A 24,026-nucleotide genomic window follows, 5' to 3' on the forward strand; every position below is an offset into this window, starting at 1 on the left:
CCTCTCAGGGCTTGAAGAGAACCTTGACCATGCCGTCGTCCTTGGCCTGGAACGTCTTGTACGCCGCCGGCGCCTCCGAGAGCGGCAGGGCGTGGGTGTGGAAGGTCTCGACGCCGAGGCGGTCCTCGTCCTCGCCGAGCACCTCGAGGATGTCGTCGGTCCAGGCCCGCACGTTGGCCTGTCCCATCCGCAGCTGCAGCTGCTTGTCGAAGAGCTGGAACATCGGCATCGGGTCCACCGCTCCCCCGTACACACCGGAGATCGAGACGGTGCCACCGCGGCGGACGGCGTCGAAGGCGGTGTAGAGCGCGTCGAGGCGCTCGATGCCCATGTTCTTCATCATCAGCTCCTGCACCTTCTTGGGCAGCAGCCGCAGGGACTTCTGGATCCCCTCCGCGACGGGCGAGCCGTGTGCCTCCATCCCGACCGCCTCGAGCACGGCGTCCGGGCCGCGGCCTCCGGTCAGCTCGCGCGCGGCCTCGCCGATGTCGTCGACCTCGTCGAGGTTCAGGGTCTGGGCGCCGCGAGCAGCGACGCGCGCCAGGCGCTCGGGCACCCGGTCGACCACGATCACCCGGTGCCCCCGGTCCAGCGCGATCCGGGTGGCCATGTCGCCGATCGGGCCCGCGCCCAGGACCATCAGAGTGTCGCCGTCGTCCAGGTCGGCGTACGCCACGCCCTGCCAGGCCGTCGGCAGCACGTCGGACAGGTAGACGAAGCGCTCATCGGGCGGACCGTCCGGCACCTTCACGGGCAGGAAGTCGGCGAACGGCACTCGGAGGAGCTCGGCCTGGCCACCGGGTACCTGGCCGTAGAGCTTGCTGTAGCCGAACAGGCTGGCCCCGGTGCCCTGGTCGCGGTTCTGCGTGGTCTCGCACTGGCTGTACAGGTGCCGCTCACACATCCAGCAGGATCCGCAGCTCACGTTGAAGGGCACCACCACCCGGTCGCCCACGGCGAGGTCACGGACGTCGGCGCCCACCGCCTCGACGATGCCCATCGGCTCGTGGCCCACGATGTCGCCCGGCGTCATGAACGGTGTCAGCGGGTCGTAGAGGTGCAGGTCCGAGCCGCAGAGTCCCGTGGTCGTGATCCGCACGATCGCGTCGGTCGGCTCCTGGATCGTCGGGTCCGGGACGTCCTCGACCCGCATGTCCTTCCGGCCCTGCCACGTCACTGCCTTCACAACGTCCTCCTGATGTTCGTGCGATGTGTTCATGCGATCGTCGGTCTCCGCCGCGGTACCCAGGGGCCGTCGGCCGAACCGCCGGTTTCGACCTCGCCCCGGCCGGGTACGAGACGAGGAGCCCCTTCTCCCGCCTGGACTTGCTTGAGAGGCTCATCGAGGTAACGTCGAGGGCAGAGACGAACACATCTCCTTGCTGAAGAAGCCGGCGAGGCACACCATCACTCTCGGGATGGAGCGCCTACATGAGCGATCTCGCAAGCCCCGTCACCACTCTCCTCGAACCGCTCAGCGACCACGAGCTGCGCGACCCCAACTGCGGGCTGACGCGAACCGAGCGGTCCGAGCAGACCGCGATGCTCCTGCGCGCCGCCGCCGAGACGGACGACCCGGACGACGCCACCGAGCTGAGGTCGCGGGTCGTGCTGATCAACCGCGGCGTCGCCGAGGCGATCGCCCGGCGCTACCAGGGCCGCGGCGTGCCCGTCGACGACCTCGTGCAGGTCGCGCAGGAGGGGCTCATCAAGGCGGTGTCCCGGTTCGACCCGGACCTGCGCAACGACCTGCTCACGTTCGCCGTGCCGACCATCCGCGGCGAGGTGCAGCGCTACTTCCGCGACCAGGGGTGGATGGTGCGTCCCACCCGGCGCGTCCAGGAGATCCAGGGTCAGGCGCGCGAGGCCACCCGCGAGCTGGAGCAGAGCCTCGGCGAGGAGCCCACCGAGCAGGAGGTCGCCGACCAGGTCGGTGTGCCGATCGCCGAGTACCGGAGAGCCGTCGCTGCCCACGGCTGCTTCCAACCCGTGTCGCTCGACCTGTTGGTCGGGTCGGACCGCGCAACCCTCGGCGACATCCTGGTCGGGGACGACGAGGACGGCCCGGCCAGCGAGGCGCGCCTGGTGCTGGCGCCCGTCGTGCGCCGGCTCTCCGAGCGAGACCGCCGGATCCTCTACCTGCGCTACTTCGCCGACCTCACCCAGACAGAGATCGGCAAGGACCTCGGCGTGACCCAGATGCAGGTCTCGCGGTTGCTGACCCGGATCCTGGGCGACCTGCGCGACGAGCTCGGGGCCGCCTGATCACGGGCTGCCCGCACGGATGGGGCGAGTCCCGGCGGGGTACTCCCCGCCCATGACGCGTTTCGGCTACACCCTGATGAGCGAGCAGAGCGGGCCGAAGGAGCTGGTCCGGTACGCCCAGTCCGCCGAGTCGGTGGGCTTCGACTTCGAGGTGATGAGCGACCACTTCTCCCCCTGGGTCACCGAGCAGGGGCACGCGCCGTACGCCTGGACGCTGCTGGGCGCGGTCGCGCAGGCCACCTCGCGGGTCGGGCTGATGACGTTCGTGACCTGCCCGGCGCTGCGCTACCACCCGGCCGTCGTCGCCCAGAAGGCCGCCACCGCGCAGATCCTGGCGGACGGGCGCTTCACGCTCGGGCTCGGCAGTGGCGAGAACCTCAACGAGCACGTCGTCGGTGAGGGCTGGCCCGCCGTGCAGGACCGGCAGGCCATGCTGCGCGAGGCGGTGGAGATCATCCGCCTCCTGCACACCGGCGACCTCGTCGACCATCGCGGCGAGTACTTCCAGGTCGACTCGGCCCGCATCTGGGACCTGCCCGACGAGGGCGTCGAGATCGGTGTCGCGGTCTCGGGTGACCGGTCGATCGAGGAGCTCGCACCGCTGGCCGACCACCTCATCGGCGTCGAGCCGGACGTGTCATTGATCGACGACTGGAACGCGGTCGACGGCGCGGCCCAGATCGGCAGCCAGGCAAGGGCGATCGGGCAGATCCCGATCTGCTGGGACCGCGACGAGGACACCGCGGTGAAGCGCGCGCACGAGCAGTTCCGCTGGTTCGGTGGTGGGTGGCCGGTCAACGCGGACCTGCCGACCCCGGCGGGATTCGCCGCGGCCACGCAGTTCGTGCGGCCCGAGGACGTGGCCGACGCGATCCCGTGCGGCCCCGACCTCGACCGGGTCGTCGACGCGGTGTCGGCGTACTGGAAGGCCGGCTTCACCGACATCGCGGTCGTGCAGGTCGGCGACCAGGGCCAGGACGAGTTCCTCGCCGAGGCCGCCGGGCCGCTGCTCGAGAAGCTGCGCTCTGCTGCTCCCTGACCGTTTGCCGGTGACGTGGTCGGGCACCGTCGTCCGCTCCGTGACGACTCACCCGAACGGGGCGCGTAGGTGCCGGAGGTACGGGTACCTCTCGGCATCGTCCACCACTCCGGGAGGAACTCATGGACCCCAAGCAGCTCGCGAAGGACACGTTCGAGAAGGTTGTCGGGAGGATCGCGGAGAAGGCTGCGGGAATGGCCGAGCCGCCGGTCCCTGGAGCGCCGGGTGTCGAGCCGCCCCAGCTCGAGGAGCCGACCGAGCCGCGCGAGCCGCTGCCCCCGAAGCCGGACCAGGGTGCCCCGGAGCTGCGGACGGCGACCGGCGCCGAGGTGGACGGGAAGCCGGACGCCCGTGCCCAGCACGAGACCTACCTGACGACGTCGACCGGCGCGAGGATCCGCGACACCGACCACTCCCTCAAGGCCGGTGAGCGCGGGCCGACGCTGCTGCAGGACCACCACCTGCGCGAGAAGATCACGCACTTCGACCACGAGCGGATCCCGGAGCGCGTCGTGCACGCGCGCGGCGCCGGCGCGCACGGCGTGTTCGTCGGGTACGGCACCGCGGACTCGGTCTGCCGGGCGGGCTTCCTGCGGGAGGGTGTCGAGACGCCGACGTTCGTGCGGTTCTCGACGGTGCTGGGCTCACGGGGGTCGGCGGACACCGTCCGGGACACCCGCGGGTTCGCGACGAAGTTCTACACGGCCGAGGGCAACTTCGACCTGGTCGGCAACAACATCCCGGTGTTCTTCATCCAGGACGGCATCAAGTTCCCCGACGTCATCCACGCCGGCAAGCCGCACCCGGACCGGGAGATCCCCCAGGCGCAGAGCGCGCACGACACGTTCTGGGACTTCGTCTCCCTGCACACCGAGGCGCAGCACCACACGATGTGGAACATGTCCGACCGGGGGATCCCGCGGTCCTACCGGACCATGGAGGGATTCGGCGTCCACACGTTCCGGGTCGAGAACGACGAGGGCGCGACGTCGCTGGTGAAGTTCCACTGGAAGCCGCGGCTCGGCGTGCACTCCCTCACCTGGGAGGAGGCGCAGCTCCTCGGCGGCGTCGACCCGGACTTCCACCGGCGCGACCTGTACGACGCGATCGAGTCCGGCGCGTACCCGGCGTACGAGCTCGGGCTGCAGGTGTTCCCCGACAACCCGGAGCAGGTGTTCGGCGACGTCGACCTGCTCGACCCCACGAAGATCGTGCCCGAGGAGCTGGCTCCGGTGCAGCCGGTCGGGCTGATGGTGCTGACCGCGAACCCCACGAACTTCTTCGCGGAGACCGAGCAGGTCGCGTTCCACGTCGGCCACCTGGTCGCCGGCATCGACGCCACCGACGACCCGTTGCTGCAGGCGAGGCTGTTCTCGTACGTCGACACCCAGCTGTCGCGGCTCGGCGGGCCGAACTACAACCAGATCCCCGTCAACCGGCCGCACACCGAGGTCAACGACATGTTCCGCGACGGCTTCCACCAGCACGCGGTGCACGCGGGCGTCGCGCCGTACAAGCCGAACTCGCTGGACGGCGGCTGCCCGTTCCACGCCGGCGCCGACCTCGAGGGCTCGTTCGAGCACCTGCCGGCTCGGGTCGCCGAGGCGACGAAGGTGCGCGCCCAACCGGCGTCGTACGACGACCACTACAGCCAGGTGCGGCAGTTCTGGCTGAGCATGTCGCCCGTCGAGCAGGAGCACATCATCCGGGCGTACGCGTTCGAGCTCGGGAAGTGCTACGAGCAGACGATCAAGGAGCGCCAGCTCCAGTGCCTGGCGAACATCGACCCCCGCTTGTGCTCTGAGGTGGCGACCGCGCTCGGCCTGCCCGCGCCATCGCCGACGGTCCCGCTCGTCGACCTCGAGCCCTCCCCTGCGCTCTCCCAGGTCGGTGAGGCGTGGCCGCCCGACGGTCGGATGGTGGGCATCGTCATCGACCCGGACGGCGACCTGGCGGACCTGGCGGCGGTGCGCACTGCGATCTTCGGCGCCGGGATGGTGCCTCTGCTCATCGGACCCCACGGCGGCGAGGTCGGCGGCTTCCCGGTGCAGCGCACGTTCGCGACCGCGCGCTCGGTCGAGTTCGACGTGGTGCTGGTCGCCGGCTCGCCGGTGCCCGCGCCCGACGCGATCCCGGCCCGGGACGCCAAGGTGGGCGCGGCCGACACGGTGACGGTCGACCCCCGCGTCGTGCTCCTGCTCGAGGAGGCGTACCGCCACTGCAAGGTGATCGGCGCCTGGGGCGAGGGCGTGACCGCGCTGGAGGCAGCCGGGATCACCGGTACGCCGGGCATCGTCCGCGGCGACACCGGAGCCGATGTCCTGGCCCGCGTCCAGGAGCAGATGGCGTTCCACCGTGTGTGGGAGCGGTTCGCCCAGTCCTGACGCTGGTCATCCGGGCGAGGAGCGGCGTGAACCCACCTGCTCCACGCCAGGTGAGCAGCGCATACTGGCCGCATGGGGAAGCAGGACGAGACCGACTTGCAGCGACAGATCGACGAGCTGGTCGCGCAGATCGAGGTGAACAGCGCTGAGATCGACACCCTGACGCACCGAGCCGACGCGGCAGACGCACGAGCCGACGCCGCCGAGTCACGCGGCTACGTGGCCGAGGCCCGCGCGGACGCCTCACACGCGCGTGCGGACCTGATGGAGGCCCGCCTGGAGCTCGACCGACAGTTGATCGCGGAGCTCCAGGCGGACGGTGTCGTCAGCCGCGAGCACGCGGTCCAGCTCGAGCGCGCCCTGCTCTCGTCTCGGGTCATCGGTATGGCGATCGGCATCCTGATGGCCAGCCGGAACGTCGACCAGGACGATGCCCTGGCGCTCCTCAAGGGCGCCAGCTCCCGGACCAACCGGCCGATGCGCGAGCTGGCCGCGTCGATCGTCGCGGGATCTGCTTCCTGACGGCGACCGTCGTGGTTGGGCACCCACTGGCCATGACGCGGGTTCGAGCGCCGGCTGCGACGTCGGTGGTTGAGGTGCGGGCGGAGCGAGCCTCGAAAGCCACCTGCTGCCGACGCTGGGCTGCGGGTTGCTTGTGGTTGCGACCGACAGGGCTTCTACGCGGGTACGGCGGGGTTCGGGCTGGCGCTGCTTCCCGGGTTTCCGGCGGTGGCCTCGAAATCACCACGGAAGAATCCCCAGAACCATTTCGCGATAGTGTCCATATCCCGGTCAACCACGGGCTTTTCGAGGCTTCACTGTCGGTGGTCGGTGCTTGGGTTGAACCATGACAGCGATCGCCACTCCGAGACACCGCGTGTCGGTGGCGACCGCCCATGTCCACGCTGAGCTCGACACCGTTGCCGACGCATCGGTGTGGTCGATGGACGCTGCGGAGACCGCTGACACCCTGGTCGCGCTGACCCGCGTCGCGGCCCAGGTGGCAGAGCTGAAGGCCCGCGTGGCCGCGCATGCCGATGACCTGCACGTCGGGCAGGAGGTCGGCGCCGCCTCCGCGGCGAGCTGGCTGGCGCACACCACGAGGACCACCCGGCCTGCGGCGGCCGGCACCGTGAAGCTCGGTCATGCGCTCGAGGAGCATCCCCTCACGCGGGACGCGCTGGCGCACGGCGAGGTGCTGTTGGAGCAGGCACGGGTGATCGTGCAGGCCGTCGACCAGCTCCCCGACGACATCGACCGCGACCTCGTCGCCAAAGCCGAAGCCCACCTGGTCGCCGAAGCAGCCCACCACGACGCGAAAGCCCTCCGCACCCTGGGCAAGCACCTGTTCGAGGTCATCGCCCCCGACGAGGCCGACGCCCGCGAAGCCGCGATCCTCGAGGCCGAGGAGAAGGCCGCCGCCAAGGCCTGTCACCTGTCGATGTACGACGACGGACACGGCAAGACCCACGGCCGGTTCACCATCCCCACAGCCGAGGGCGCCCTGCTGCGCAAGATCCTGCTCGCGATCACCGCACCCAAGCACCAAGCACGCCACCCACGGCGCGGGCGCCGAACGCCTCCCCACCCCCGAGGCCATGGGGAAGGCGCTGTGCGAGCTCATCACCCGCTACCCCACGAACCAGCTCCCGAAGAGCGGCGGCCTGCCCGCCACCCTCCTGGTCCTCATCGACGAAGACTCGCTGATGGGTCGTGTGGAGAAGGCCGGGGTGCTCGACACCGGGGAGAGGATCAGCCCCGGCGCCACCCGGCGGCTGTTGTGCGAGGCCGAGGTCATCCCCGTCGTCCTCGGCGGGGACTCCCAGCCTCTCGACGTCGGACGTGGGCGGCGGCTGCACACCAAGGCCCAGCGGTACGCGATGGTCGTGCGCGACCGAGGCTGTCGCGCCGAGGGCTGCGACCGCACCCACACGCTCCAGGCCCACCACCAGATCGCATGGGCCCACGGCGGCCATACCAACCTCGACAACGCCGTCACGCTCTGCCACTGGCACCACCAACGCGCACACGACACGACCTACGACACCACCTACCTGCCCAACGGCGACGTCACCTTCCACCGACGCCAATAGGCGTCACGTGCTCCCGTGGCAGCCTTGCGAGCACGCCCCACCCACCCCGAGGACGGAACCACCTGTGGCAGTTCAGATCGTCTTCGAGACGCACCAGACGACCGAGGACAACGAAGCCGGCATCGCCACCGGCTGGCTCCCCGGCAGGTTGTCGGCACTCGGGCGTCGGCAAGCGGTCGAGCTCGGCCGACGTCGCCGCGACGACGGGGTGGCCGCTGTGTTCAGCTCGGATCTCGCCCGCGCGGTCGAGACCGTCGACATCGCGTTCGCCGGCTGCGGCGTGCCGGTCCTGCTCGACTGGCGGTTGCGGGAGTGCGACTACGGCGAGCTCAACGGCGCGCCCCGCGAGCAGGTCCACGCTGATCGCCTGGCCTCCTTGGCCACTCCCTACCCGGGCGGCGAGAGCTGGCAGCAGGCGGTCGATCGGGTCGGCCGGTTCCTCGGCGACGTTCCGACCCGATGGGACGGCGCCCGGGTCCTGGTCGTGGGCCACGTGGCGACTCAGCTCGGCCTCGACCACCACCTGCGCGGGACGCCGGTGGCCGAGGCCCTGTCGGCGGACTTCACGTGGCGCCCCGGCTGGGAGTACACCCTCGTCACGGACGACGGGCCTGCCGGCTCCGCTCCTCCAGCGCCTGGCGCTCGGCGGGGTTCTGGGTGAGCTCGATCGCCCGGCGGTAGGCGACCGCCGCACCGGCGGCGTCGCCGGCGCGGGCGAGCAGCTCGGCGCGGGTGGCGTGGAACGGCTGGTAGCGCTCGAGCCGGTCGTCGACGTCGAGGCCGTCGAGCAGCGCGAGGCCGACGTGCGGGCCGTCGGCCATGGCGAGGGCGGCGGCCCGGTTGATCGTGACGACCGGTGACGGGGCGATGCGGGACAGCTCGCCGTACAGGGCGGCGATCTGGGGCCAGTCGGTGGCCTCCCAGTGAGGTGCCTCGGCATGCAGAGCCGCGATGGCCGCCTGCACCTGGAACTGTCCCGGTGATCCGAGGCCGAGCGCTCGGTCCAGAGTCGCCGCGCCCTCCGCGATCGCACCCTGGTCCCAGCGACCGCGATCCTGGTCCTCCAAGGCGACGGGACGGCGGTGGGAGTCGGTGCGAGCCGGACGTCGGGCGTCGGTGAGCAGCAGGAAGGCGAGCAGGCCGAGCGCCTCGGAGTCGGCGGGGAGCAGCCCGGCGACCAGCCGGCTGAGCCGGATCGCCTCCTGGCACAGGTCGACCCGCACGAGGTCGTCACCCGAGCTGGCCACGTGACCCTCGGTGTAGACGAGGTGGAGCACGTGCAGGACACCGTGCACGCGCCCGGGGAGCTCGTCCTCGGCCGGCACGCGGTACGGGATCCCGGCCGCCTTGATCTTCCGCTTCGCGCGGACCAGGCGCTGGTACATCGTGCTCTCGGTCGTCAGGAACGCCCGCGCGACCTCGGAAACCTCCAGGCCGCCGACGACCCGCAGGGTCAGGGCGACGCGAGCCTCCAGGGAGAGCGCGGGATGGCAGCACGTGAACAGCAGCCGCAGCCGGTCGTCGTCGACGCCGCTGCGATCGAGCGGCTCGGGCTCGGCCTCGTCGTCGTGCCGCACCAGGACCTCCAGCCGCTCGAGTGCGGCCGACCGCGTCGCCTCGCGACGGAGGCGGTCGACCGCGCGGCGGCGCGCGACGGTGGTGAGCCAGGCTCCGGGACGCGTGGGCACGCCCCGACCCGGCCACTCGGCCACCGCGGCCGCGAACGCGTCGGCCACCGCCTCCTCGGCCAGCCCGACGTCCCCACCGAGCTGACCGGCGAGCGTCGCGAGGAGCGGGGTCCACTCCTCGCGGTACGCCCGCTCGACGGCCTCGGCCGCATCCGATTCGGTCAAGCGTCCTGCTCGTGGCTGGACAGCGGCCGGACCTCGACGGAGCCGTACGTCGCGTTCGGCATCCGCTTGGCCCAGGCCAGGGCGGCGTCCAGGTCCGGGACGTCGATGATGATGTAGCTGAAGAAGGACTCCTTCGTCTCCGCGAACGGGCCGTCGGTCACCAACGCCTCGTCGTTGCGGATGCGCAGGGTGGTGGCGGTCGCCTCCGTGTCGAGCCCGTGCGCAGCCACCATCGAGCCGGTCTGGCCGAGCTCGCCCATCACCTCACCCCACTTCGCCATCTCGGCGTCGAACTCGGGGGTGCCCTCCTCGGGGCCGGTACCGGGCTCGTGACGGAGCAGCAGCATGTACTTCATGGGAAGCCTCCAAGAACTTCGAGTGGAACGTTGCCTGTCATCCTGACGTCGCGGCGCTCGGCCGGATTCGACACCTTTCTCGAAACTCTTTCAAAGAATCTTCTCCGGCCCCGGAAGGTGCGCGAACGCTGCCATCACTCGGGTCGATCACGATCGTGGTCGACCCGGACCTCGGCACCACGATCAGGGCCGTACGACGCGGCGGGACCGTGCTCCTGACGGCGTGAGCCGCCGGTGCGCGATGGCCGCCCGGGCGGCGTTGCTGCCCGCCGCGCCGTGCACGCCACCACCCGGGTGTGCGGAGGCGGAGCCGAGGTACAGACCGCGGATCGGGGTCTCGGCACGGCCGAGGCCGGGCACCGGCCGGAACACGAGCTGCTGGTGCAGCTGCGCCGTACCCCCGTTGAGGGCGCCACCGACGAGGTTGGCGTTGCGGGCCTCGAGGTCGGCGGGGCCGAGGATCCGCCGGGCGAGCACGCGCGAGCCGAAGCCCGGCGCCAGCTCCTCGAGCCGCGACTGCATGAGGTCGGCGAACCGCTCCAGCGAGTCGCGGTCCCAAGCGACGCCCTGCGGGACGTGCGTGTACGCCCACATCGACTCCGTGCCGGCCGGCGAGCGCGTCGGGTCGGTGGTCGTCATCTGCCCGGCGAGCAGGAAGGGGCGGTCCGGCACGACGCCCGCGCCGATCTGCTGCAGCGCCCGCTGGATCTCGTCGACCGAGTCCGCGACGTGCACCGTCCCGGGGGCGTACGGCGGCGCGACCCCCCAGGGCACCGGGGCGGACAGCGCCCAGTCGACCTTCACCGTGCCCGGGTCGAGCTCGAAGCGCTGCATCCGGCGCATCGTGCGCACCGGCAGGTCCGAGGCCGGCACCAGGCCGCCGTACAGCGCGGTCGCGGAGACGTCGGCGACGACGGTCGAGGCGGCCAGCCGCGACCCGTCGGCGAGGCGTACGCCGCGCACCCGCCGGCCCGAGACCTCGATGCGGGTCACCTCGGCCGAGCACCGCACCTCTCCCCCACGTGACTCGAACCGCCGCACCAGCGCGCCCGCGAGCTCACCCGCTCCGCCCTCCGGCACCGGCCAGCCGACGGTCTGCCCGAGCATCGCGAGGAGCACCGCCATCAGCCCGGACCCGGGCGCATCCAGCGGGATGTCGGCGTGGCCCCCGTTGCCGGCGAGGAGCAGCCCGGGCGCCGTACCCCCGAAGCGGGTGCGGGCGAGCGACGCGACCGGCGTCAGCAGCATCCGCACGAAGTCGAGCCCGCCCGCCTTCCGCAGGTGCGCCAGCCCGGTCATCGTGCGACGCACCGGCGGGAACGGGGACAGCAGCGCGCCGACCATGTCGTCGCCGATCGCGTCCCACGACTCGCACAGCGCCAGCCACGCCGCCCCGTCGCCGGCATGCAGGTCGTCCAGCAGCCCGGCCGTGACCGCGCGGTCACGGTGCAGGATCGCCCACCGGCCCGCGGCGGGGTCGAAGTGCCCGAGCACCGCCGGCGCGTGCCGCCACACCAGGCCGTGCTCCTCCAGCCGCAGCGCGTGGATCACCGGCGACGCCGCGGCCAGCGGGTAGAACGCGCTCATCGTGTCGTGCACGAAGTCGGGGTGTACGTCGCGGTCGCTGCGCACCGCTCCCCCGGGTGTCGGCTGTGCCTCGAGCACCAGCACCGACCAGCCGGCGTCGAGCAGCAGGTTCGCCGCGACCAGGCCGTTCGGCCCGGCCCCGACGACGATCGCGTCGGGTTCACCCACGCGCGGACCGGCGTTCCGCGAGGTAGGCGAGCCGGCGCAGGCTCTCGACGTTGCGCCACTTCAGCCCGGGGTCGCGCAGCAGGCGCGGCACCAGCAGCGCCGGCCCCGAGATGGCGTCCTCCTCGATCACGACTCGAGTATGGCCGTCGTCGGCGGGCTCCAGGGTGATCCGCACGCCGGCCGCTCCGGTCGGCCAGGCTCGGGCGCGCAGAGCCAGGGACCGACCGGGAGCGGACTCCGCGACCTCGGTGGTGTCGTCGATGAGCAGGGGCCACGAACCAACGGAGTGGTGCAACTGGGAGCCGACCGTCGGCCAGTCGGTGTCGACCTCGCGCATCCGGGACGCGCCGACGACCCAGAGCGGGTACAACCAGCCGTCGGCCAGCACGTCCCAGACCTGGTCGGGGGTCGCCTTCATGACGCGCGTGTTGGTCGCCATCTCAACTGACCTTCGGCAGGACGTGCTTGCCGTAGAAGTCGATCATCTCCAGGTAGTGCGGGCCCATGTTGGCGAGGTAGAGCTCGTCGTAGCCCGCGTCGGCGTACGACCGGACCTGGTCGAGGTGGTCCTCAGGGTCGTCGCCCGCGACGACCGAGTCGCGGGTCGAGTCCATCGTGACCAGCTCGGTGGCCTGCTCGAAGTGCTCCGGCGTCGGCAGGATCTGCGCGAGCTCCCCGGGCAGCCCGGCGTTCGGCCACAACCGGTGCGCGTGCTCCCAGCCCTCCTCCTTGGTCGGTGCGTAGGCGACCTTGGCGCCGGCCTGCGCCGGCCTGCCGTCGGCGCTGGCACGGAACCGGTTCAGCAGCTCCGGGTCCGGCGAGGTGCTGATGTAGCCGTCGCCGATCCGCGCCGCGAGGTCGACCGCCTTCGGCCCGAAGCCGGACACGAAGATCTCCGGCGGCACGTCCGGCACGTTGTAGATCCGCGCGTGCTCGACCGTGTAGTGCCGCCCGCGGTGGTTGACCACCTCGCCCTTCCAGAGCTCCCGGATCAGGCCGACCGCCTCCTCGAGCATCTCGAGGCGTACGTCGGCCGTGGGCCACGGGCCGCCCAGGATGCTCTCGTTGAGGGCCTCACCGGTGCCCACGCCGAGGGTGAACCGGCCCTCGAGCAGCTCGGCGCTGGTGCCGGCCGCCTGGGCGATGACCGCGGGGTGCACGCGGGTCGTGGGACACGTGACCGCGGTGGTCACGTGGAGCTTGCAGACCTGGCTGATCGCGCCGATCACGCTCCACACCAGGGGGCTGTTCCCCTGCTCGTTGTTCCACGGATGGAAGTGGTCGCTGATCCACAAGGCCTCGAAGCCGGCCTCCTCCGCTGCCCTGGCCTGAGCGATGAGCTCGGCCGGTCCGTACTCCTCGGTCGACAGGAAATATCCGATGCGCATGCCGCCAAGTACCCGGGGTACGAAGCGGCATGCGAACGACCACGCTCCCCCGTCCGCGGGGTGAACTCACCGAGCACCTCTTCTCCGCGCTCCGCGCCGGTGGCGACTTCCGTGGCCTGGCGACGAAGACCACCGGCGACGACGCCGCCCTCGCCCTGTGGGTCCTGCACGAGCTGCACTACCGCGGCCTGACCGACATCGACGACGCCCTCGAGTGGGACCCGCAGCTGCTGCGGGTCCGCCGCCAGCTCGAGGCCGACCTCGAGGACCGGCTCCGCTCCCGCTTCCACGCCCCCGCCGGGCTGTCGTTCGTCGAGGACGCCCTCGACTGGATCGACGAGCAGGACGGCCCGTCGCTTGCCCGCCACGTGCACCGCAACGCGAGCCGCGACCAGGTCCTCGACCTGCTGGCGGTGCGCTCGATCTACCACCTCAAGGAGTCCGACCCGGTCGCCTGGGTGGTGCCGCGGCTGGGCGTGCGCGCCAAGGCCGCGCTGATGGAGCTGCAGTACGACGAGTACGGCGGCGGCGACCCGAACCGCCTGCACCACCACCTGTTCGAGCTCGGCATGGAGGCCAGCGGGCTCGATCCGGCGTACGACGCCCACCTCGACGCGGTGCCGCTCGAGGCGTTGGAGCAGAACAACACGCTGTCGCTGTTCGGCCTGCACCGGCGGCTGCGCGGCGCGGCGCTCGGTCACCTCGCGGCGTTCGAGGCGACCAGCTCGCTGCCGTCGCGGCGGATGGCCGAGGGTCTGAGGCGGCTGGACTTCCCCGACGAGCTGGTCGAGTACTACACCGAGCACGTCGAGGCCGACGCGGTGCACGAGCAGCTCGCCGTGCGCACGATCTGCGCGGGGCTGCTCGCCGAGGAGCCCGAGCTCGAGGGCGACGTGTGGTTCGGGGCGTACACCTGCCTCGACCTGGAGTCCCGGTTCGCGCACGCGATGTTCGCCCGGTGGGGCATCGAGGAGAGGGCCGCATGAGCTACGAGCACCCCGACACGATCGTGTGCCCGGGCGGCCCCATGCTGGTGCGCGACCACCCCGACAGCGACCGACCCGTCGCGGCGGTCTGCCGCTGCGAGAAGTCCGCGCGCTTCCCCTGGTGCGACGGCACGCACAAGGTGCTGCCGGCCGACCAGCGCCCCAGCTGAGGTCAGCTGCCGAGGTCCAGGCGGGCGAGCACGCCGTCGTCGTACCACCGCACCTCGGTGACGCTGAACGTGTCGTCGAGCAGGTCCCGCAACGACTCGACCTGCGCAACGGTGCCGAGCTGGAGCAGCAGCACCCCGCCGGGCAGCAGGTGCCGGTGCGCGACGTCCACGCAGAGCCGGGCGAGGTCCATGCCGTCGTCGCCGCCGTCGATCGCGAGCAGCGGGTCCTCGGGGAAGCGCCCGACGTCGTCGCGGGGCACCCACGGCGGGTCCGCGATCACGACCGCGAACCGCTCGCCGTCGCGCAGCACCTCGTCCATCGCGCCCTCGCGCACCTCGACCCGGCTGGTCAGCCCGGCCGCCTCGGCGTTGTGCCGCGCGAACTCGCACGCGACCGGGTCGATGTCGACGCACAGCAGGCAGCGCGTCGAGCCCAGGACCGCGAGCAGCCCGATGTGCCCCGCCCCGGCGCAGAGCTCGAGCACCTGACCCGGGGGCGCGTCCCGGAGGATCTCGGCGGCCCAGGTGGACTGCGCCTGGGTCCACGACCGCGGCCGCAGCACGCGACCGTCGAACGTGATGTGCAGCGGCCCGAAGGCGACCGTCTCGGCGCGCTCGGTGGTCATGCCGAGGCGGGGTACGGCGCGTTCCGCAGCAGCGTCGCGAGGTGGACGGCGTTGCGCGCGGCGGCCTGCGTGGCGGACGCGGTCTTCTCCGGGGTCTTCTCGAGCTCGAGGTAGTCGGTCCCCTGCATCGCCTCGCCGACCCAGTACGTCGCCGCCGTCGACGCGGCCGTGAACCCGGTGTCGTTGAGTGCCTGCAGGACCTCGGCGACGGTGTGGTGGGCGCCGTCCTCGTTGCCGACGACCGCGACCATCGCGACCTTGCCCTCGGTGAGCATCCGACCCTCGTCGTCGGTCTCGCCGAGCTCGGCGTCGAGCCGCTCGAGCGTCATCTTGCACACCGAGGACGGCTGGCCCATCCAGATCGGCGTGGCGACCACCAGGATGTCGCTCGCCAGCATCTTCGCCCGGATCCCGGGCCAGCCGTCGCCGTCACCCTCGTCGGCCGTGACCCCGAACCGGACGTCGTGGTCCACGACGCGGATGATCTCGCCGGTCACGCCGTGCGTCCCGAGCTCCTCGATCACCTGCTCGGCGAGGAGCTGGGAGCTGGACTCCGCAGGGGACGGTTTCAGGGTGCACACCAGCACCAGGGCACGCAGGGAGACGTCGCTCATGCCTCCATGTGCCCCGGCGCGGCCGCCGCCATGCGGTCACGCGGTGTCGAACCAGGCGGACAGCGCCGGCACCCGGCGCAGCACCAGCTGGTCGAGGAGCAGCACCGCGACCAGCGAGATGCCGAACACCGGGAGCAGCACTCCGAGCGCGACCAGGGCGACCACCAGCAGCGGCGTGGTCCGCAGCGGCATCCGCCCACGCGGCGCGCCGATCGACGACGAGCCCCTGGGTCGCCGGCGCCACCACATCAGCGGCCCGGTGACGCACATGAAGATCACCGCGAGGCACATCAGCGCCGAGCCCCAGAACGACCACAGCCCCAGGCTGCGTCCCTCGTGCAGCCCGATGCCGAGCGAGACGACCTTGGCGAGGTCCGGGTAGTCGTCGAAGCCGTACGTCGACACGACGCCGCCGCCGTACCGGTCCACGTGGACGGTCCGCTCGTCGGTGGGCGCGTCGAAGGCGTACCCGATCACGGAGTACACCCCGTCGTCGTCGGACGGCAGCGCGACGGTCATCGGGTGCCGCAGGCCCTCGCCGTCGGCGACCTCGACCGCAGTGTCGATGTTCGCCACGTTGCGGCCGTCGCCCTTCTCGGACGTCGGGACCTCGGACTTGCCCATCCCCCACGGCACGTCGGTGGCGTGGCTGTGCGGCAGCGACTCGTCGAGCGTCGACGTCGGGTCGCTGATCGCGCCGTGGTCGAGGCTCCACATCGAGGTCCCGCGGTCGGTGGCGAGCTCCTGCACCTTGGCACCCCACACGCCGGTCCACGGCAGGCCGGTGACGACCAGGGTCAGCAGCCCGAGCCCGACGAACAGCCCGACCGCGCCGTGTCGCGAGCGCAGCTTCTGCTTCGCGCGGCGGCGTGCCCGCCAGCCCTTGACGTAGAGGTAGTAGCCGGTCAGCGCCATCACGATCGCCCAGCAGGCGCCGAGCTCGATGACGAGGTCGCCGGTCTTTCCGGCCATCAGCTCGCCGTGGAGACGTACGGCGTACCCCGACAGCGTGGTGTCCGGGTTCAGCGAGCCGAGGTACGTCGGGCCGTAGGGGTCGACGTACGCGTCGCGGGTCGAGCCGTCCGGCATCGCCAGCGAGAAGCGCGTGCTCTCGTCCGGCGCGCCGGGCTCGGTCATCGAGACGACGGTCGCGTCGGGGAACCGGCTCTCGACGGCGGCGAGCTGGCCGGAGTACGGCTGGACGATGGTGTTCTGCTGCTGCTCGACCCGCATCAGGTCGTGGTGCAGCAGCGGCTCGATCTGGAAGCGGAACAGGTAGATCAGCCCGGTGGCGGCGAGCACCAGCAGCACCGGGACGACCAGGAATGCGGCGAAGAAGTGCCAGCGCCAGGCGGCGCGGAACAGGCCGGAGCCCTTCTTCCTGGGGCGCGATGGTCGGTCGGGTGACGGCGCCCGTTCGGGCGCGATCAGGTCGGTCATGGGTCTCCTCGGGACAACGCAGGACGGCGCGACGCGCAGGCGCGCGATCGCGTGGGTGCGTGCTGCCGTCAGGGAAGTGCTGGTCAACGAGGGGTGGATTGCCCGCGCCGTTCAGGTCGTGCGCTGGCGAGGCGCGTGCCTGGGCGGCGCTCACGCCGCCCTCCCGTTGGTCAGTACTTCCCTAGGCAGCGAGGAGAGCCGGTGGCCCGCGTCGTACGACGGATCGGGTCAGCCGGAGTGGCGCGGCCAGGCCGGCGGGCTCGCCCGGCAGCGTGGCCAGCCCCCGCGCGGGGAGCACGGGGAGCAGCGGAGCGACCAGGCGCAGGAGGACCGCGGTCGCCAGCGCGACCAGGGTCCACAGGGAGCGCTCGCCGACCGCCAGCCACAGCCCGACCAGGGCGGCGGCGAGGAGGTGGACGGCCATCATCGGCGCGTGCGCCGACAGGTCGTTGATCAGGTGCCCGACGGGGAGCACCGGCTGGGCGGTCCCGGAGCCGACCATCGCGTCGTACTGGTCCTGCAGCGAGCCGACCCGGTGGCCGTCGACGGTCGGGAGGATCCGGCCCGTGTGGTGGGTGACCGGGGCGGCGCTGCGGTCGCCCACGTGGCCGGCGGTGACGGTGAGGAACAGGTGGACGAGCGTCTGGCCGCCGACGAGCAGCAGCACCAGCCGCAGCCCGGTGGCCGGACGGGCCAGGATCGGCAGGCTGAGCAGCGTGCCGACGAGCACCAGCGCGACCAGCCAGCCCGGACCGGGCAGCAGGCCGTCGGCGGTGACGTGGCCGACGACGCCGAGGAAGCACGCCACGAACGCGAGGAGGAACGCGCGCGCCCAGAGCAGCGCGGGGTCCATTCTCGAGTCCACGGGTCGAGATTCTGCCACGGCAGGGGCTCAGCCCCAGAAAACGCGTTCCACGACCGCGCGCGCCAGCCGGGTGTACCGCAGCTGGTCGTTGACCATCGCGTCCGACGATCCGGCCGGGTAGCCGAGGATGCTGGCCACCGCCGCCCGCTCCCGGACGTCGCGGGGCAGCTCGTCGCTGGCCTTGCCGCGGACCAGCGTCACCGCGTTGCGGACCCGGCTGACCCGGCGCCAGCTCTGCGCGAGCACCGACGCGTCGTCCTCGTCGATCAGGCCCGCGCCGCGCGCCGCCGCGAGCGCCTCGAGGGTCCGCGAGGTGCGCAGCTCCGGTACGGCGCCGGCGTACCGCATCTGCAGCAGCTGCACCGTCCACTCGATGTCGGCGAGCCCGCCCCGGCCGAGCTTGAGGTGGGTGTGCGGGTCGGCGCCGCGGGGCAGCCGCTCCTCGTCCACGCGTGCCTTGATGCGGCGCACCTCGAGGATGTCGTCGGCGCTGATGCCGTCCGGCGGGTAGCGCAGCGGGTCGATCAGTTCGGTGAACCGGCGGCGCAGCTCGGGGTCGCCGACGATCGCGTCGGCGCGCAGCAGCGCCTGCGCCTCCCAGACCTTCGACCACTTGGCGTAGTAGGCGGCGTACGAGTCGAGGGTGCGCACCAGCGCCCCCTGCTTGCCCTCGGGCCGCAGGTCGGCGTCGACCTCGAGCGCGGGGTCGGGGCCGGCGATCGACAGCAGCCGGCGCAGCTCGTTCGCCACGGCCTGGGCGTACGACGCGGCGACCTGCGCGTCGGTGCCCGGTTCGGGGTCGTGCACGAACAGCACGTCGGCGTCGCTGCCGTACGACAGCTCGAAGCCGCCGTAGCGGCCCATCGCGACGATCGCCATCCGGGTCGGCGCGGCGTCGAGCTCGCGCTGGCGGCGCACCGCCCGGCCGGCGATGTCGAGCGTCGCCTCGAGGGTGGCGTCGGTGAGCCGGGACAGACCGGCGCCGACGTCGGCCACGTCGGTGAGCCCGAGCAGGTCGCCGGAGGCGATGCGCAACAGCTCGCGGCGCCGGATCCCGCGGATCGCGAGCACGGCCTCCTCGGCCTCGTCGTGGCGCTTGGAGGACGCGAGCATCTCCTCGGTCAGCGCCTCGGCCGACATCGGCGTGAGGTCACCGCCGAGCATCCGCACGCCCTGCGGCTCACGCTCCAGGAGGTCGGTGGCGTAGCGCGACGTCGCGAGGATCTTCGCCAGCCGCTCGGCGACCTGGCCCTCGTCGCGCAGGGTGGCGAGGTACCACGGCGTCGAGCCGAGCGACTCGCTGATCCGCCGGAAGCCGAACAGCCCGGCGTCCGGGTCGGGCGCGTCGGCGAACCAGCCGAGCAGCACCGGCAGCAGCGTGCGCTGGATCTGCGAGGCGCGGGTGACGCCGGTGGTGAGCGCCTCCAGGTGCCGCAGCGCGCCCTGCGGGTCGAGGAAGCCGAGCGCGGCGAGCCGGTTCTCGGCGGCCTCGGGCGAGAGCCGCGCCTCGTCGCCGGGGATCTTCGCGACCGCGGACAGCAGCGGGCGGTAGAAGAGCTTCTCGTGCAGCCGGCGTACCTCCCGGCGGTGGTGCTGCCAGGTCTTGTTGAGGACGGTGACCGGGTCCTTGAAGAAGCCCATGCTCCGGCCCAGCCGGCGCAGCGACACCTCGTCCTCGGGGACCACGTGGAGGCGGCGCAGCCGATGCAGCTGGATCCGGTGCTCGAGCGTGCGCAGGAACGCGTAGGCCTCGTGCAGTGCCTCGCCGTCCTCGCGGCCGACGTACCCGCCGTTGGTCAGCTCGGCCAGCGCGCTCAGCGTCGTCGGCGGGCGGACCCGCTCGTCGGCGCGGCCGTGCACCAGCTGGAGCAGCTGCACGGCGAACTCCACGTCGCGCAGCCCGCCGGAGCCGAGCTTGAGCTGGCGCTCGGCGTCCTTGGCCGGGATGTGCTCGACCACGCGCCGGCGCATCGCCTGGGTGTCCTCGACGAAGCCGTCGCGCTCGGCCGCCGACCAGACCATCGGGCTGGTCTCGTCGACGAACTCCTGCGCGAGCGCGAGGTCGCCGGCGATCGGGCGCGCCTTGAGGAGCGCCTGGAACTCCCAGGTCTTCGCCCAGCGCTCGTAGTAGCCGCGGTGGCTGGCGATCGTGCGGGTCAGCGGTCCGGCCTTGCCCTCGGGGCGCAGCGCAGCGTCGACCTGCCAGATCGTCCCCTCCTGGGTGTGGTCGGAGCAGATCCGGATCAGGTGGCTGGCCAGCTGGGTCGCGGCGCGGAGCGTCCCGGCCTCGTCCTGCTCCCCCGCCTCGGTCGGCGCGTGCGCGAAGATCACGTCCACGTCGGACACGTAGTTGAGCTCGTGCCCACCGCACTTGCCCATCGCGATCACCGCGAGCCGGGCCAGGTCGGCGTCCGCGCCGACCCGCTGCCGGGCGATCGCCAGCGCGGCGTCGAGCGTCCCGGCCGCGAGGTCGGAGAGCTCGGCCGCGGTGTCGTCGACGGCCAGGTGGTGGGCCAGGTCGCGGGCGGCGAGCCGGACCAGCCAGCGGCGGTACTCGACGCGCAGGACGTCCACGGCCTCGGCGTCGGGCAGCGTCGCGGTCGGCGCGGGCGAGGTCGGGTCGGCTCCCACCGCGCGGAGCAGCGAGGCGCGGACGGCCCACGCCGCGGGCCGGGTGGAGCCCAGCGCGGGGTCGGTGAGCTGGCTCCACTGCTCGGGGTGCCGCACCAGGTGGTCGGTCAGCCCCTCGCTGGCACCGAGCACTGAGAGCAGCCGCATCGCGGTGCCCTCGTCGTTGACCAGCACGTCGAGCAGGTCGGCGGGGTCCTGGAGCACGTCGACGAGCCGGATCAGCCCGTCCAGCGCCTCGTCGGGATCCGCGGTGCGCGCGATCAGCGGCGCCAGCGGCTCGGCCGCGTCACCGAGCCGGGTCAGGGCGGCGACTGCGGCGTCCGGGTCGAGGAAGCCCAGCCGCGACAGGCTGCCCGCGCTGGTGACCGGCCGGATCATCGTGCGGACTTCGCCAGCTCGGCAAACCCTTCGGCGAGCGGTCGCCACGCGTCGTCGAGCTCCGCCCGTGCGGCGTCGATGTCGCGCAGCACCCCGTCGGTGTCGATGCCACGGGTCTCGTGCGAGCCGCGGTCGTCCTCGGCCCACGGGCGCAGGATCGGCTCGTCGACCTCGGGGTGCAGCTGGACGCCCCACATCAGTGGTGCGTAACGCGCCACCTGCACCTCGCCGTGCTCGGTCTCGGCCAGCAAGGTCGCGTCGTCGGGCAGCCGGATCACGATGTCGTCGTTCCACTGCACGCCCCGGCGTGGGGTGGCGAGCGGACCGACGAGCCGGTCGTCGCGGGCCGCCTCGGTCCAGCCGACGCCCAGGAGGCCGACCTGCTGGCCGCGCGGGTTCCGCTCGACCGTCCCGCCGAGCGCGACCGCGATCAGCTGGTGGCCGAGGCAGATGCCGAGCGTCGGCAGGTCGGTGTCGCGCGCGTCACGGATGACGTCCTTCACCGGCCCGAGCCACGCGTGCTTCTCGTCGTCGTTGGCGCCCATCGGGCCGCCGAGCACGAGCAGCGCGTCGTACGTCGCGATCGCGGGCAGCACGTCGTCGGCGTACGGCCGGCACACCACGACGTCGCATCCCGCCGCGTCGAGCCAGTCGCCGACGAGGGCGACCGGGCACTCGGCGTCGTGCTCGATGACCAGCACCGTCGGGCGGATCGTCACGGAGCCACCCGCTCCTGCGACAGCGTCACGAACAGCAGGCCGACCCCGGTGATCGCGGTGAGCAGGCCCAGGTAGAACAGCCCGATCAGCGGCACGGAGAACAGGAGGGTGAGCACGGCGGTGAGGATCACCAGGCGCCGCGCACCCGGCGACTCCGCCAGCACCGCGGCGCGAGCCCGCCACGCACTGGCGGCCAGGCAGAGGCCGAGACCGAGGACGATGAAGCCGAACCGCACGTAGTCGTCACCCAGGATCAGCGGCACGGACACGACCACCATCACGGCGGCGAAGCCGAGCACCACGACCAGCAGCCGGCGCAGCGACTTCGCGCGGCTGGGCGTGAGGAACTCGTCGCGCATCAGACCACCGGGAGCATGCGGTCGCGCTCGTGGGCGGACACCTGACCGCGGTAGTCCTCCCACTCGGCGCGCTTGTTGCGCAGGAAGAAGTCGAAGACCTGCTCCCCCAGCGTCTCGGCCAAAAGCTCGGAGTTCTCGGCGACCGCGATCGCCTCGGACAGGCTCTTCGGCAGCGGCTCGATGCCGAGGCTGGTGCGCTCGCGCTCGGTGAGCGACCAGACGTCGTCCTCGGCCTCGCGCGGCAGCTCGTAGTCCTCCTCGATGCCCTTCATGCCGGCGGCCAGCACGACGGCGAACGCCATGTACGGGTTGCAGGCGGCGTCGACGGTGCGCAGCTCGATGCGGGTCGACTGGCCCTTGTTGGGCTTGTACATCGGGACCCGGATCATCGCCGAGCGGTTGTTGTGGCCCCAGCAGACGTACGACGGCGCCTCGCCGCCGAACATCAGCCGCTTGTAGCTGTTGACCCACTGGTTGGTGACCACGCTGATCTCCGGCGCGTGCCTGAGCACGCCGGCGATGAACTGGCGGCCGGTCTTGGACAGCTGGTACTCCGCGCCGGCCTCGAAGAACGCGTTGCGATCGCCCTCGAACAGCGACACGTGCGTGTGCATGCCCGAGCCCGGGTGGGTGGTGAACGGCTTGGGCATGAACGTCGCCCAGATGCCCTGGCTCAGCGCGACCTCACGGATCACGGTGCGGAACGTCATGATGTTGTCGGCGGTGCTGAGCGCGTCGGCGTACCGCAGGTCGATCTCCTGCTGCCCCGGGCCGCCCTCGTGGTGGCTGAACTCCACCGAGATGCCCATCGCCTCGAGCATGGTGATCGCCTCGCGCCGGAAGTCGGCGCCCATCGACTGCGCGGTGTGGTCGAAGTAGCCGCTGCGGTCGACCGGGATCGGCTCCACGCCGGGCTCCGGCGGCTCCTTGAACAGGTAGAACTCGATCTCGGGGTGCGTGTAGAAGGTGAAGCCCTTCTCGGCCGCGTTGGACAGCGTCCGCTTCAGCACGTGGCGCGGGTCGGCGTACGACGCGGACCCGTCGGGCATCTCGATGTCGCAGAACATCCGCGCCGTCGACGGGCCCTCGCCACGCCACGGCAGGATCTGGAACGTCGACGGGTCCGGCTTGGCGAGCATGTCGGCCTCGTACACGCGGGCGAAGCCCTCGATGGCCGAGCCGTCGAAGCCGATGCCCTCGGCGAACGCGCCCTCGAGCTCGGCCGGTGCCACCGCGACGGACTTCAGGAAGCCCAGCACGTCGGTGAACCAGAGCCGGACGAACCGGACGTCGCGCTCCTCGAGAGCGCGGAGAACGAAGTCCTCTTGCTTACCCATGGCCAGAGCCTAGTGGTGGGCCCCGGGCGGTGGTTTCGAGGCTCGCTGGCGCTCGCACCTCGACCACCGTCACGGTGGTTGAGGTGCGAGAAGCCAGCCGTACGTCCGGCCGGGTGGGTCAGGCCGGGCGCTCGCCGCAGATGTTCGCGTCCTGGGAGCCGAGCACGCCGTGCCAGGCGGCACGCATCGGGTCGATCCACTCCTGGGTGGTGGTCGCGTAGGCGATCGAGCCCGGCACTCGCTCCTGCACGCCGTCCACGCGGACCTTCTCGACCGTGATCGGGAACGTCAGGGAATCGGCGTCGGTGCCGGCCCAGCAGGCCGAGGCGTTGCGGGTGTGCTTGGCCTCGCGGAGGCCGACCGCGTCGCCGGCCTGCTTCTTGGCGTAGCGCATCGCGACGGTGGTGACGTAGCCGGTGTGCCCTTCCCAGGGCGCCCGGACCAGCACCGAGAGGCCCTCGGTGCGGTGGGTCGGGACCGTGAAGCGGACGACGTCGTCGCGCACCTGCTTCTCCTGGGACTCCCAGACGCGCACGCCCCACGGGGCGTCGTCGTCCCAGCGGCCGTTCTGGAGCTGGAGGGTGCAGCCGTCACAGTCGGGGACCTCGAAGGTGATCGTGGTCGTACGCCGCTCACGCGGCTGGTCGGCGGTCGCGGTGCCGGTGGGCGCTGCGGCGAGGGCGGCGGCGGCGACGGCGGTGGCCGCGCCGAGTCGGAGGGGGCTCTTCGTGATCATGCCGGGGATACGCCCCGGCGGGGCGGCCGGTT

Annotated in this window: 23 protein-coding genes and 1 pseudogene; 9 read left to right on the forward strand and 15 right to left on the reverse strand. The window is 72.1% G+C overall.

Annotation, left to right across the window (positions count from 1 at the left end; translation table 11 throughout):
• Positions 1–4: 4 nt before the first annotated feature.
• A complete protein-coding gene (locus MJ604_RS21045; protein WP_243060675.1) occupies positions 5–1,186 on the reverse strand; it encodes a zinc-dependent alcohol dehydrogenase in 1,182 nt (393 codons plus the stop codon).
• 245 nt (positions 1,187–1,431) lie between these two features.
• Between MJ604_RS21045 and MJ604_RS21050 the strand changes: the two genes are divergently transcribed.
• From MJ604_RS21050 to MJ604_RS21075, 7 genes and pseudogenes are all read left to right on the forward strand, one after another.
• Positions 1,432–2,265 (forward strand): sigma-70 family RNA polymerase sigma factor, encoded by an 834-nt coding sequence (locus tag MJ604_RS21050; RefSeq protein ID WP_243060676.1) that lies wholly within the window; start codon positions 1,432–1,434, stop codon positions 2,263–2,265.
• 52 nt (positions 2,266–2,317) lie between these two features.
• On the forward strand, positions 2,318–3,304 hold the full coding sequence (locus MJ604_RS21055; RefSeq protein WP_243060677.1) for an LLM class F420-dependent oxidoreductase: 987 nt from the start codon (positions 2,318–2,320) through the stop codon (positions 3,302–3,304).
• A 122-nt stretch (positions 3,305–3,426) separates the two neighbouring features.
• On the forward strand, positions 3,427–5,688 hold the full coding sequence (locus tag MJ604_RS21060) for a catalase (protein ID WP_279236435.1): 2,262 nt from the start codon (positions 3,427–3,429) through the stop codon (positions 5,686–5,688).
• Between the two features lie 72 nt (positions 5,689–5,760).
• Positions 5,761–6,210 (forward strand): ANTAR domain-containing protein, encoded by a 450-nt coding sequence (locus tag MJ604_RS21065; RefSeq protein ID WP_243060678.1) that lies wholly within the window; start codon positions 5,761–5,763, stop codon positions 6,208–6,210.
• Positions 6,211–6,631: 421 nt separating this feature from the next.
• Positions 6,632–7,207 (forward strand): annotated as a pseudogene (locus MJ604_RS24050) (DUF222 domain-containing protein); the annotation flags it as partial.
• Between the two features lie 79 nt (positions 7,208–7,286).
• Entirely contained in the window at positions 7,287–7,781 is a 495-nt protein-coding gene (locus MJ604_RS24055; RefSeq protein ID WP_279236436.1) for an HNH endonuclease signature motif containing protein, read from the forward strand.
• A 64-nt stretch (positions 7,782–7,845) separates the two neighbouring features.
• Positions 7,846–8,442: a histidine phosphatase family protein gene (locus MJ604_RS21075; RefSeq protein WP_243060679.1), complete on the forward strand. Its 597-nt coding sequence runs from the start codon at positions 7,846–7,848 to the stop codon at positions 8,440–8,442.
• Here MJ604_RS21075 and MJ604_RS21080 read toward each other — a convergent pair.
• The 5 genes from MJ604_RS21080 to MJ604_RS21100 form a co-directional block, all read right to left on the reverse strand.
• A complete protein-coding gene (locus tag MJ604_RS21080) occupies positions 8,378–9,634 on the reverse strand; it encodes an RNA polymerase sigma factor (RefSeq protein WP_243060680.1) in 1,257 nt (418 codons plus the stop codon). The genes MJ604_RS21075 and MJ604_RS21080 overlap by 65 nt on opposite strands.
• Complete coding sequence (locus MJ604_RS21085) at positions 9,631–9,990, reverse strand: YciI family protein (protein WP_243060681.1); 360 nt, start codon at positions 9,988–9,990, stop codon at positions 9,631–9,633. The genes MJ604_RS21080 and MJ604_RS21085 overlap by 4 nt, the downstream gene beginning before the upstream one ends.
• Positions 9,991–10,173: 183 nt before the next feature.
• Positions 10,174–11,745, reverse strand: coding sequence for an NAD(P)/FAD-dependent oxidoreductase (locus tag MJ604_RS21090; RefSeq protein ID WP_243060682.1), 1,572 nt, complete (start codon positions 11,743–11,745; stop codon positions 10,174–10,176).
• Positions 11,738–12,184: an SRPBCC family protein gene (locus MJ604_RS21095; RefSeq protein WP_243060683.1), complete on the reverse strand. Its 447-nt coding sequence runs from the start codon at positions 12,182–12,184 to the stop codon at positions 11,738–11,740. The genes MJ604_RS21090 and MJ604_RS21095 overlap by 8 nt, the downstream gene beginning before the upstream one ends.
• Position 12,185: 1 nt before the next feature.
• Positions 12,186–13,133 carry a TIGR03557 family F420-dependent LLM class oxidoreductase gene (locus MJ604_RS21100; protein ID WP_243060684.1) on the reverse strand — a complete coding sequence of 316 codons (948 nt, stop codon included), beginning with the start codon at positions 13,131–13,133 and terminating at the stop codon, positions 12,186–12,188.
• A gap of 29 nt (positions 13,134–13,162) precedes the next feature.
• Here MJ604_RS21100 and MJ604_RS21105 point away from each other — a divergent pair, with 29 nt between their 5' ends.
• Together MJ604_RS21105 and MJ604_RS21110 are read left to right on the forward strand one after the other, a co-directional pair.
• Positions 13,163–14,119, forward strand: a complete 957-nt coding sequence (locus tag MJ604_RS21105) for an iron-containing redox enzyme family protein (protein WP_243060685.1) — start codon at positions 13,163–13,165, stop codon at positions 14,117–14,119.
• A complete protein-coding gene (locus tag MJ604_RS21110; RefSeq protein ID WP_243060686.1) occupies positions 14,116–14,289 on the forward strand; it encodes a CDGSH iron-sulfur domain-containing protein in 174 nt (57 codons plus the stop codon). The genes MJ604_RS21105 and MJ604_RS21110 overlap by 4 nt, the downstream gene beginning before the upstream one ends.
• 2 nt (positions 14,290–14,291) lie before the next feature.
• On the opposite strand, the gene MJ604_RS21115 is transcribed toward MJ604_RS21110, so the two are convergent.
• From MJ604_RS21115 to MJ604_RS21155, 9 genes are all read right to left on the reverse strand, one after another.
• On the reverse strand, positions 14,292–14,915 hold the full coding sequence (locus tag MJ604_RS21115) for a class I SAM-dependent methyltransferase (protein ID WP_243060687.1): 624 nt from the start codon (positions 14,913–14,915) through the stop codon (positions 14,292–14,294).
• Positions 14,912–15,529 (reverse strand): flavodoxin family protein, encoded by a 618-nt coding sequence (locus tag MJ604_RS21120; protein ID WP_243060688.1) that lies wholly within the window; start codon positions 15,527–15,529, stop codon positions 14,912–14,914. Before MJ604_RS21120 ends, MJ604_RS21115 begins: the two co-directional genes overlap by 4 nt.
• A 36-nt stretch (positions 15,530–15,565) precedes the next feature.
• Positions 15,566–16,969, reverse strand: coding sequence for a PepSY domain-containing protein (locus tag MJ604_RS21125; protein ID WP_243060689.1), 1,404 nt, complete (start codon positions 16,967–16,969; stop codon positions 15,566–15,568).
• Positions 16,970–17,150: 181 nt separating this feature from the next.
• Positions 17,151–17,834 carry a hypothetical protein gene (locus tag MJ604_RS21130; protein ID WP_243060690.1) on the reverse strand — a complete coding sequence of 228 codons (684 nt, stop codon included), beginning with the start codon at positions 17,832–17,834 and terminating at the stop codon, positions 17,151–17,153.
• A 27-nt stretch (positions 17,835–17,861) separates the two neighbouring features.
• On the reverse strand, positions 17,862–20,843 hold the full coding sequence (locus tag MJ604_RS21135; RefSeq protein WP_243060691.1) for a bifunctional [glutamine synthetase] adenylyltransferase/[glutamine synthetase]-adenylyl-L-tyrosine phosphorylase: 2,982 nt from the start codon (positions 20,841–20,843) through the stop codon (positions 17,862–17,864).
• A complete protein-coding gene (locus MJ604_RS21140) occupies positions 20,840–21,562 on the reverse strand; it encodes a type 1 glutamine amidotransferase (RefSeq protein ID WP_243060692.1) in 723 nt (240 codons plus the stop codon). Before MJ604_RS21140 ends, MJ604_RS21135 begins: the two co-directional genes overlap by 4 nt.
• Positions 21,559–21,921, reverse strand: a complete 363-nt coding sequence (locus tag MJ604_RS21145; RefSeq protein ID WP_243060693.1) for a hypothetical protein — start codon at positions 21,919–21,921, stop codon at positions 21,559–21,561. Before MJ604_RS21145 ends, MJ604_RS21140 begins: the two co-directional genes overlap by 4 nt.
• A complete protein-coding gene (glnA, locus tag MJ604_RS21150; protein ID WP_243060694.1) occupies positions 21,921–23,258 on the reverse strand; it encodes a type I glutamate--ammonia ligase in 1,338 nt (445 codons plus the stop codon). Before glnA ends, MJ604_RS21145 begins: the two co-directional genes overlap by 1 nt.
• Before the next feature lie 118 nt (positions 23,259–23,376).
• Positions 23,377–23,994: a hypothetical protein gene (locus MJ604_RS21155; RefSeq protein WP_243060695.1), complete on the reverse strand. Its 618-nt coding sequence runs from the start codon at positions 23,992–23,994 to the stop codon at positions 23,377–23,379.
• Between the last annotated feature and the right edge of the window lie 32 nt (positions 23,995–24,026).

It is taken from the genome of Nocardioides sp. SR21 (genome assembly GCF_022761125.1).
GTDB lineage: Bacteria > Actinomycetota > Actinomycetes > Propionibacteriales > Nocardioidaceae > Nocardioides.

What these genes read in the sequence shown, in the direction of transcription:
- MJ604_RS21115 (WP_243060687.1), bottom strand. Translation starts at nt 14,915, where the DNA reads ATGACCACCGAGCGCGCCGAGACGGTCGCCTTCGGGCCGCTGCACATC.
- MJ604_RS24055 (WP_279236436.1), top strand. Translation starts at nt 7,287, where the DNA reads ATGGGGAAGGCGCTGTGCGAGCTCATCACCCGCTACCCCACGAACCAG.
- MJ604_RS21135 (WP_243060691.1), bottom strand. Translation starts at nt 20,843, where the DNA reads ATGATCCGGCCGGTCACCAGCGCGGGCAGCCTGTCGCGGCTGGGCTTC.
- MJ604_RS21125 (WP_243060689.1), bottom strand. Translation starts at nt 16,969, where the DNA reads ATGACCGACCTGATCGCGCCCGAACGGGCGCCGTCACCCGACCGACCA.
- MJ604_RS21060 (WP_279236435.1), top strand. Translation starts at nt 3,427, where the DNA reads ATGGACCCCAAGCAGCTCGCGAAGGACACGTTCGAGAAGGTTGTCGGG.
- MJ604_RS21095 (WP_243060683.1), bottom strand. Translation starts at nt 12,184, where the DNA reads ATGGCGACCAACACGCGCGTCATGAAGGCGACCCCCGACCAGGTCTGG.
- MJ604_RS21105 (WP_243060685.1), top strand. Translation starts at nt 13,163, where the DNA reads ATGCGAACGACCACGCTCCCCCGTCCGCGGGGTGAACTCACCGAGCAC.
- glnA (WP_243060694.1), bottom strand. Translation starts at nt 23,258, where the DNA reads ATGGGTAAGCAAGAGGACTTCGTTCTCCGCGCTCTCGAGGAGCGCGAC.
- MJ604_RS21120 (WP_243060688.1), bottom strand. Translation starts at nt 15,529, where the DNA reads ATGAGCGACGTCTCCCTGCGTGCCCTGGTGCTGGTGTGCACCCTGAAA.
- MJ604_RS21155 (WP_243060695.1), bottom strand. Translation starts at nt 23,994, where the DNA reads ATGATCACGAAGAGCCCCCTCCGACTCGGCGCGGCCACCGCCGTCGCC.
- MJ604_RS21085 (WP_243060681.1), bottom strand. Translation starts at nt 9,990, where the DNA reads ATGAAGTACATGCTGCTGCTCCGTCACGAGCCCGGTACCGGCCCCGAG.
- MJ604_RS21110 (WP_243060686.1), top strand. Translation starts at nt 14,116, where the DNA reads ATGAGCTACGAGCACCCCGACACGATCGTGTGCCCGGGCGGCCCCATG.
- MJ604_RS21145 (WP_243060693.1), bottom strand. Translation starts at nt 21,921, where the DNA reads ATGCGCGACGAGTTCCTCACGCCCAGCCGCGCGAAGTCGCTGCGCCGG.
- MJ604_RS21055 (WP_243060677.1), top strand. Translation starts at nt 2,318, where the DNA reads ATGACGCGTTTCGGCTACACCCTGATGAGCGAGCAGAGCGGGCCGAAG.
- MJ604_RS21100 (WP_243060684.1), bottom strand. Translation starts at nt 13,133, where the DNA reads ATGCGCATCGGATATTTCCTGTCGACCGAGGAGTACGGACCGGCCGAG.
- MJ604_RS21050 (WP_243060676.1), top strand. Translation starts at nt 1,432, where the DNA reads ATGAGCGATCTCGCAAGCCCCGTCACCACTCTCCTCGAACCGCTCAGC.
- MJ604_RS21065 (WP_243060678.1), top strand. Translation starts at nt 5,761, where the DNA reads ATGGGGAAGCAGGACGAGACCGACTTGCAGCGACAGATCGACGAGCTG.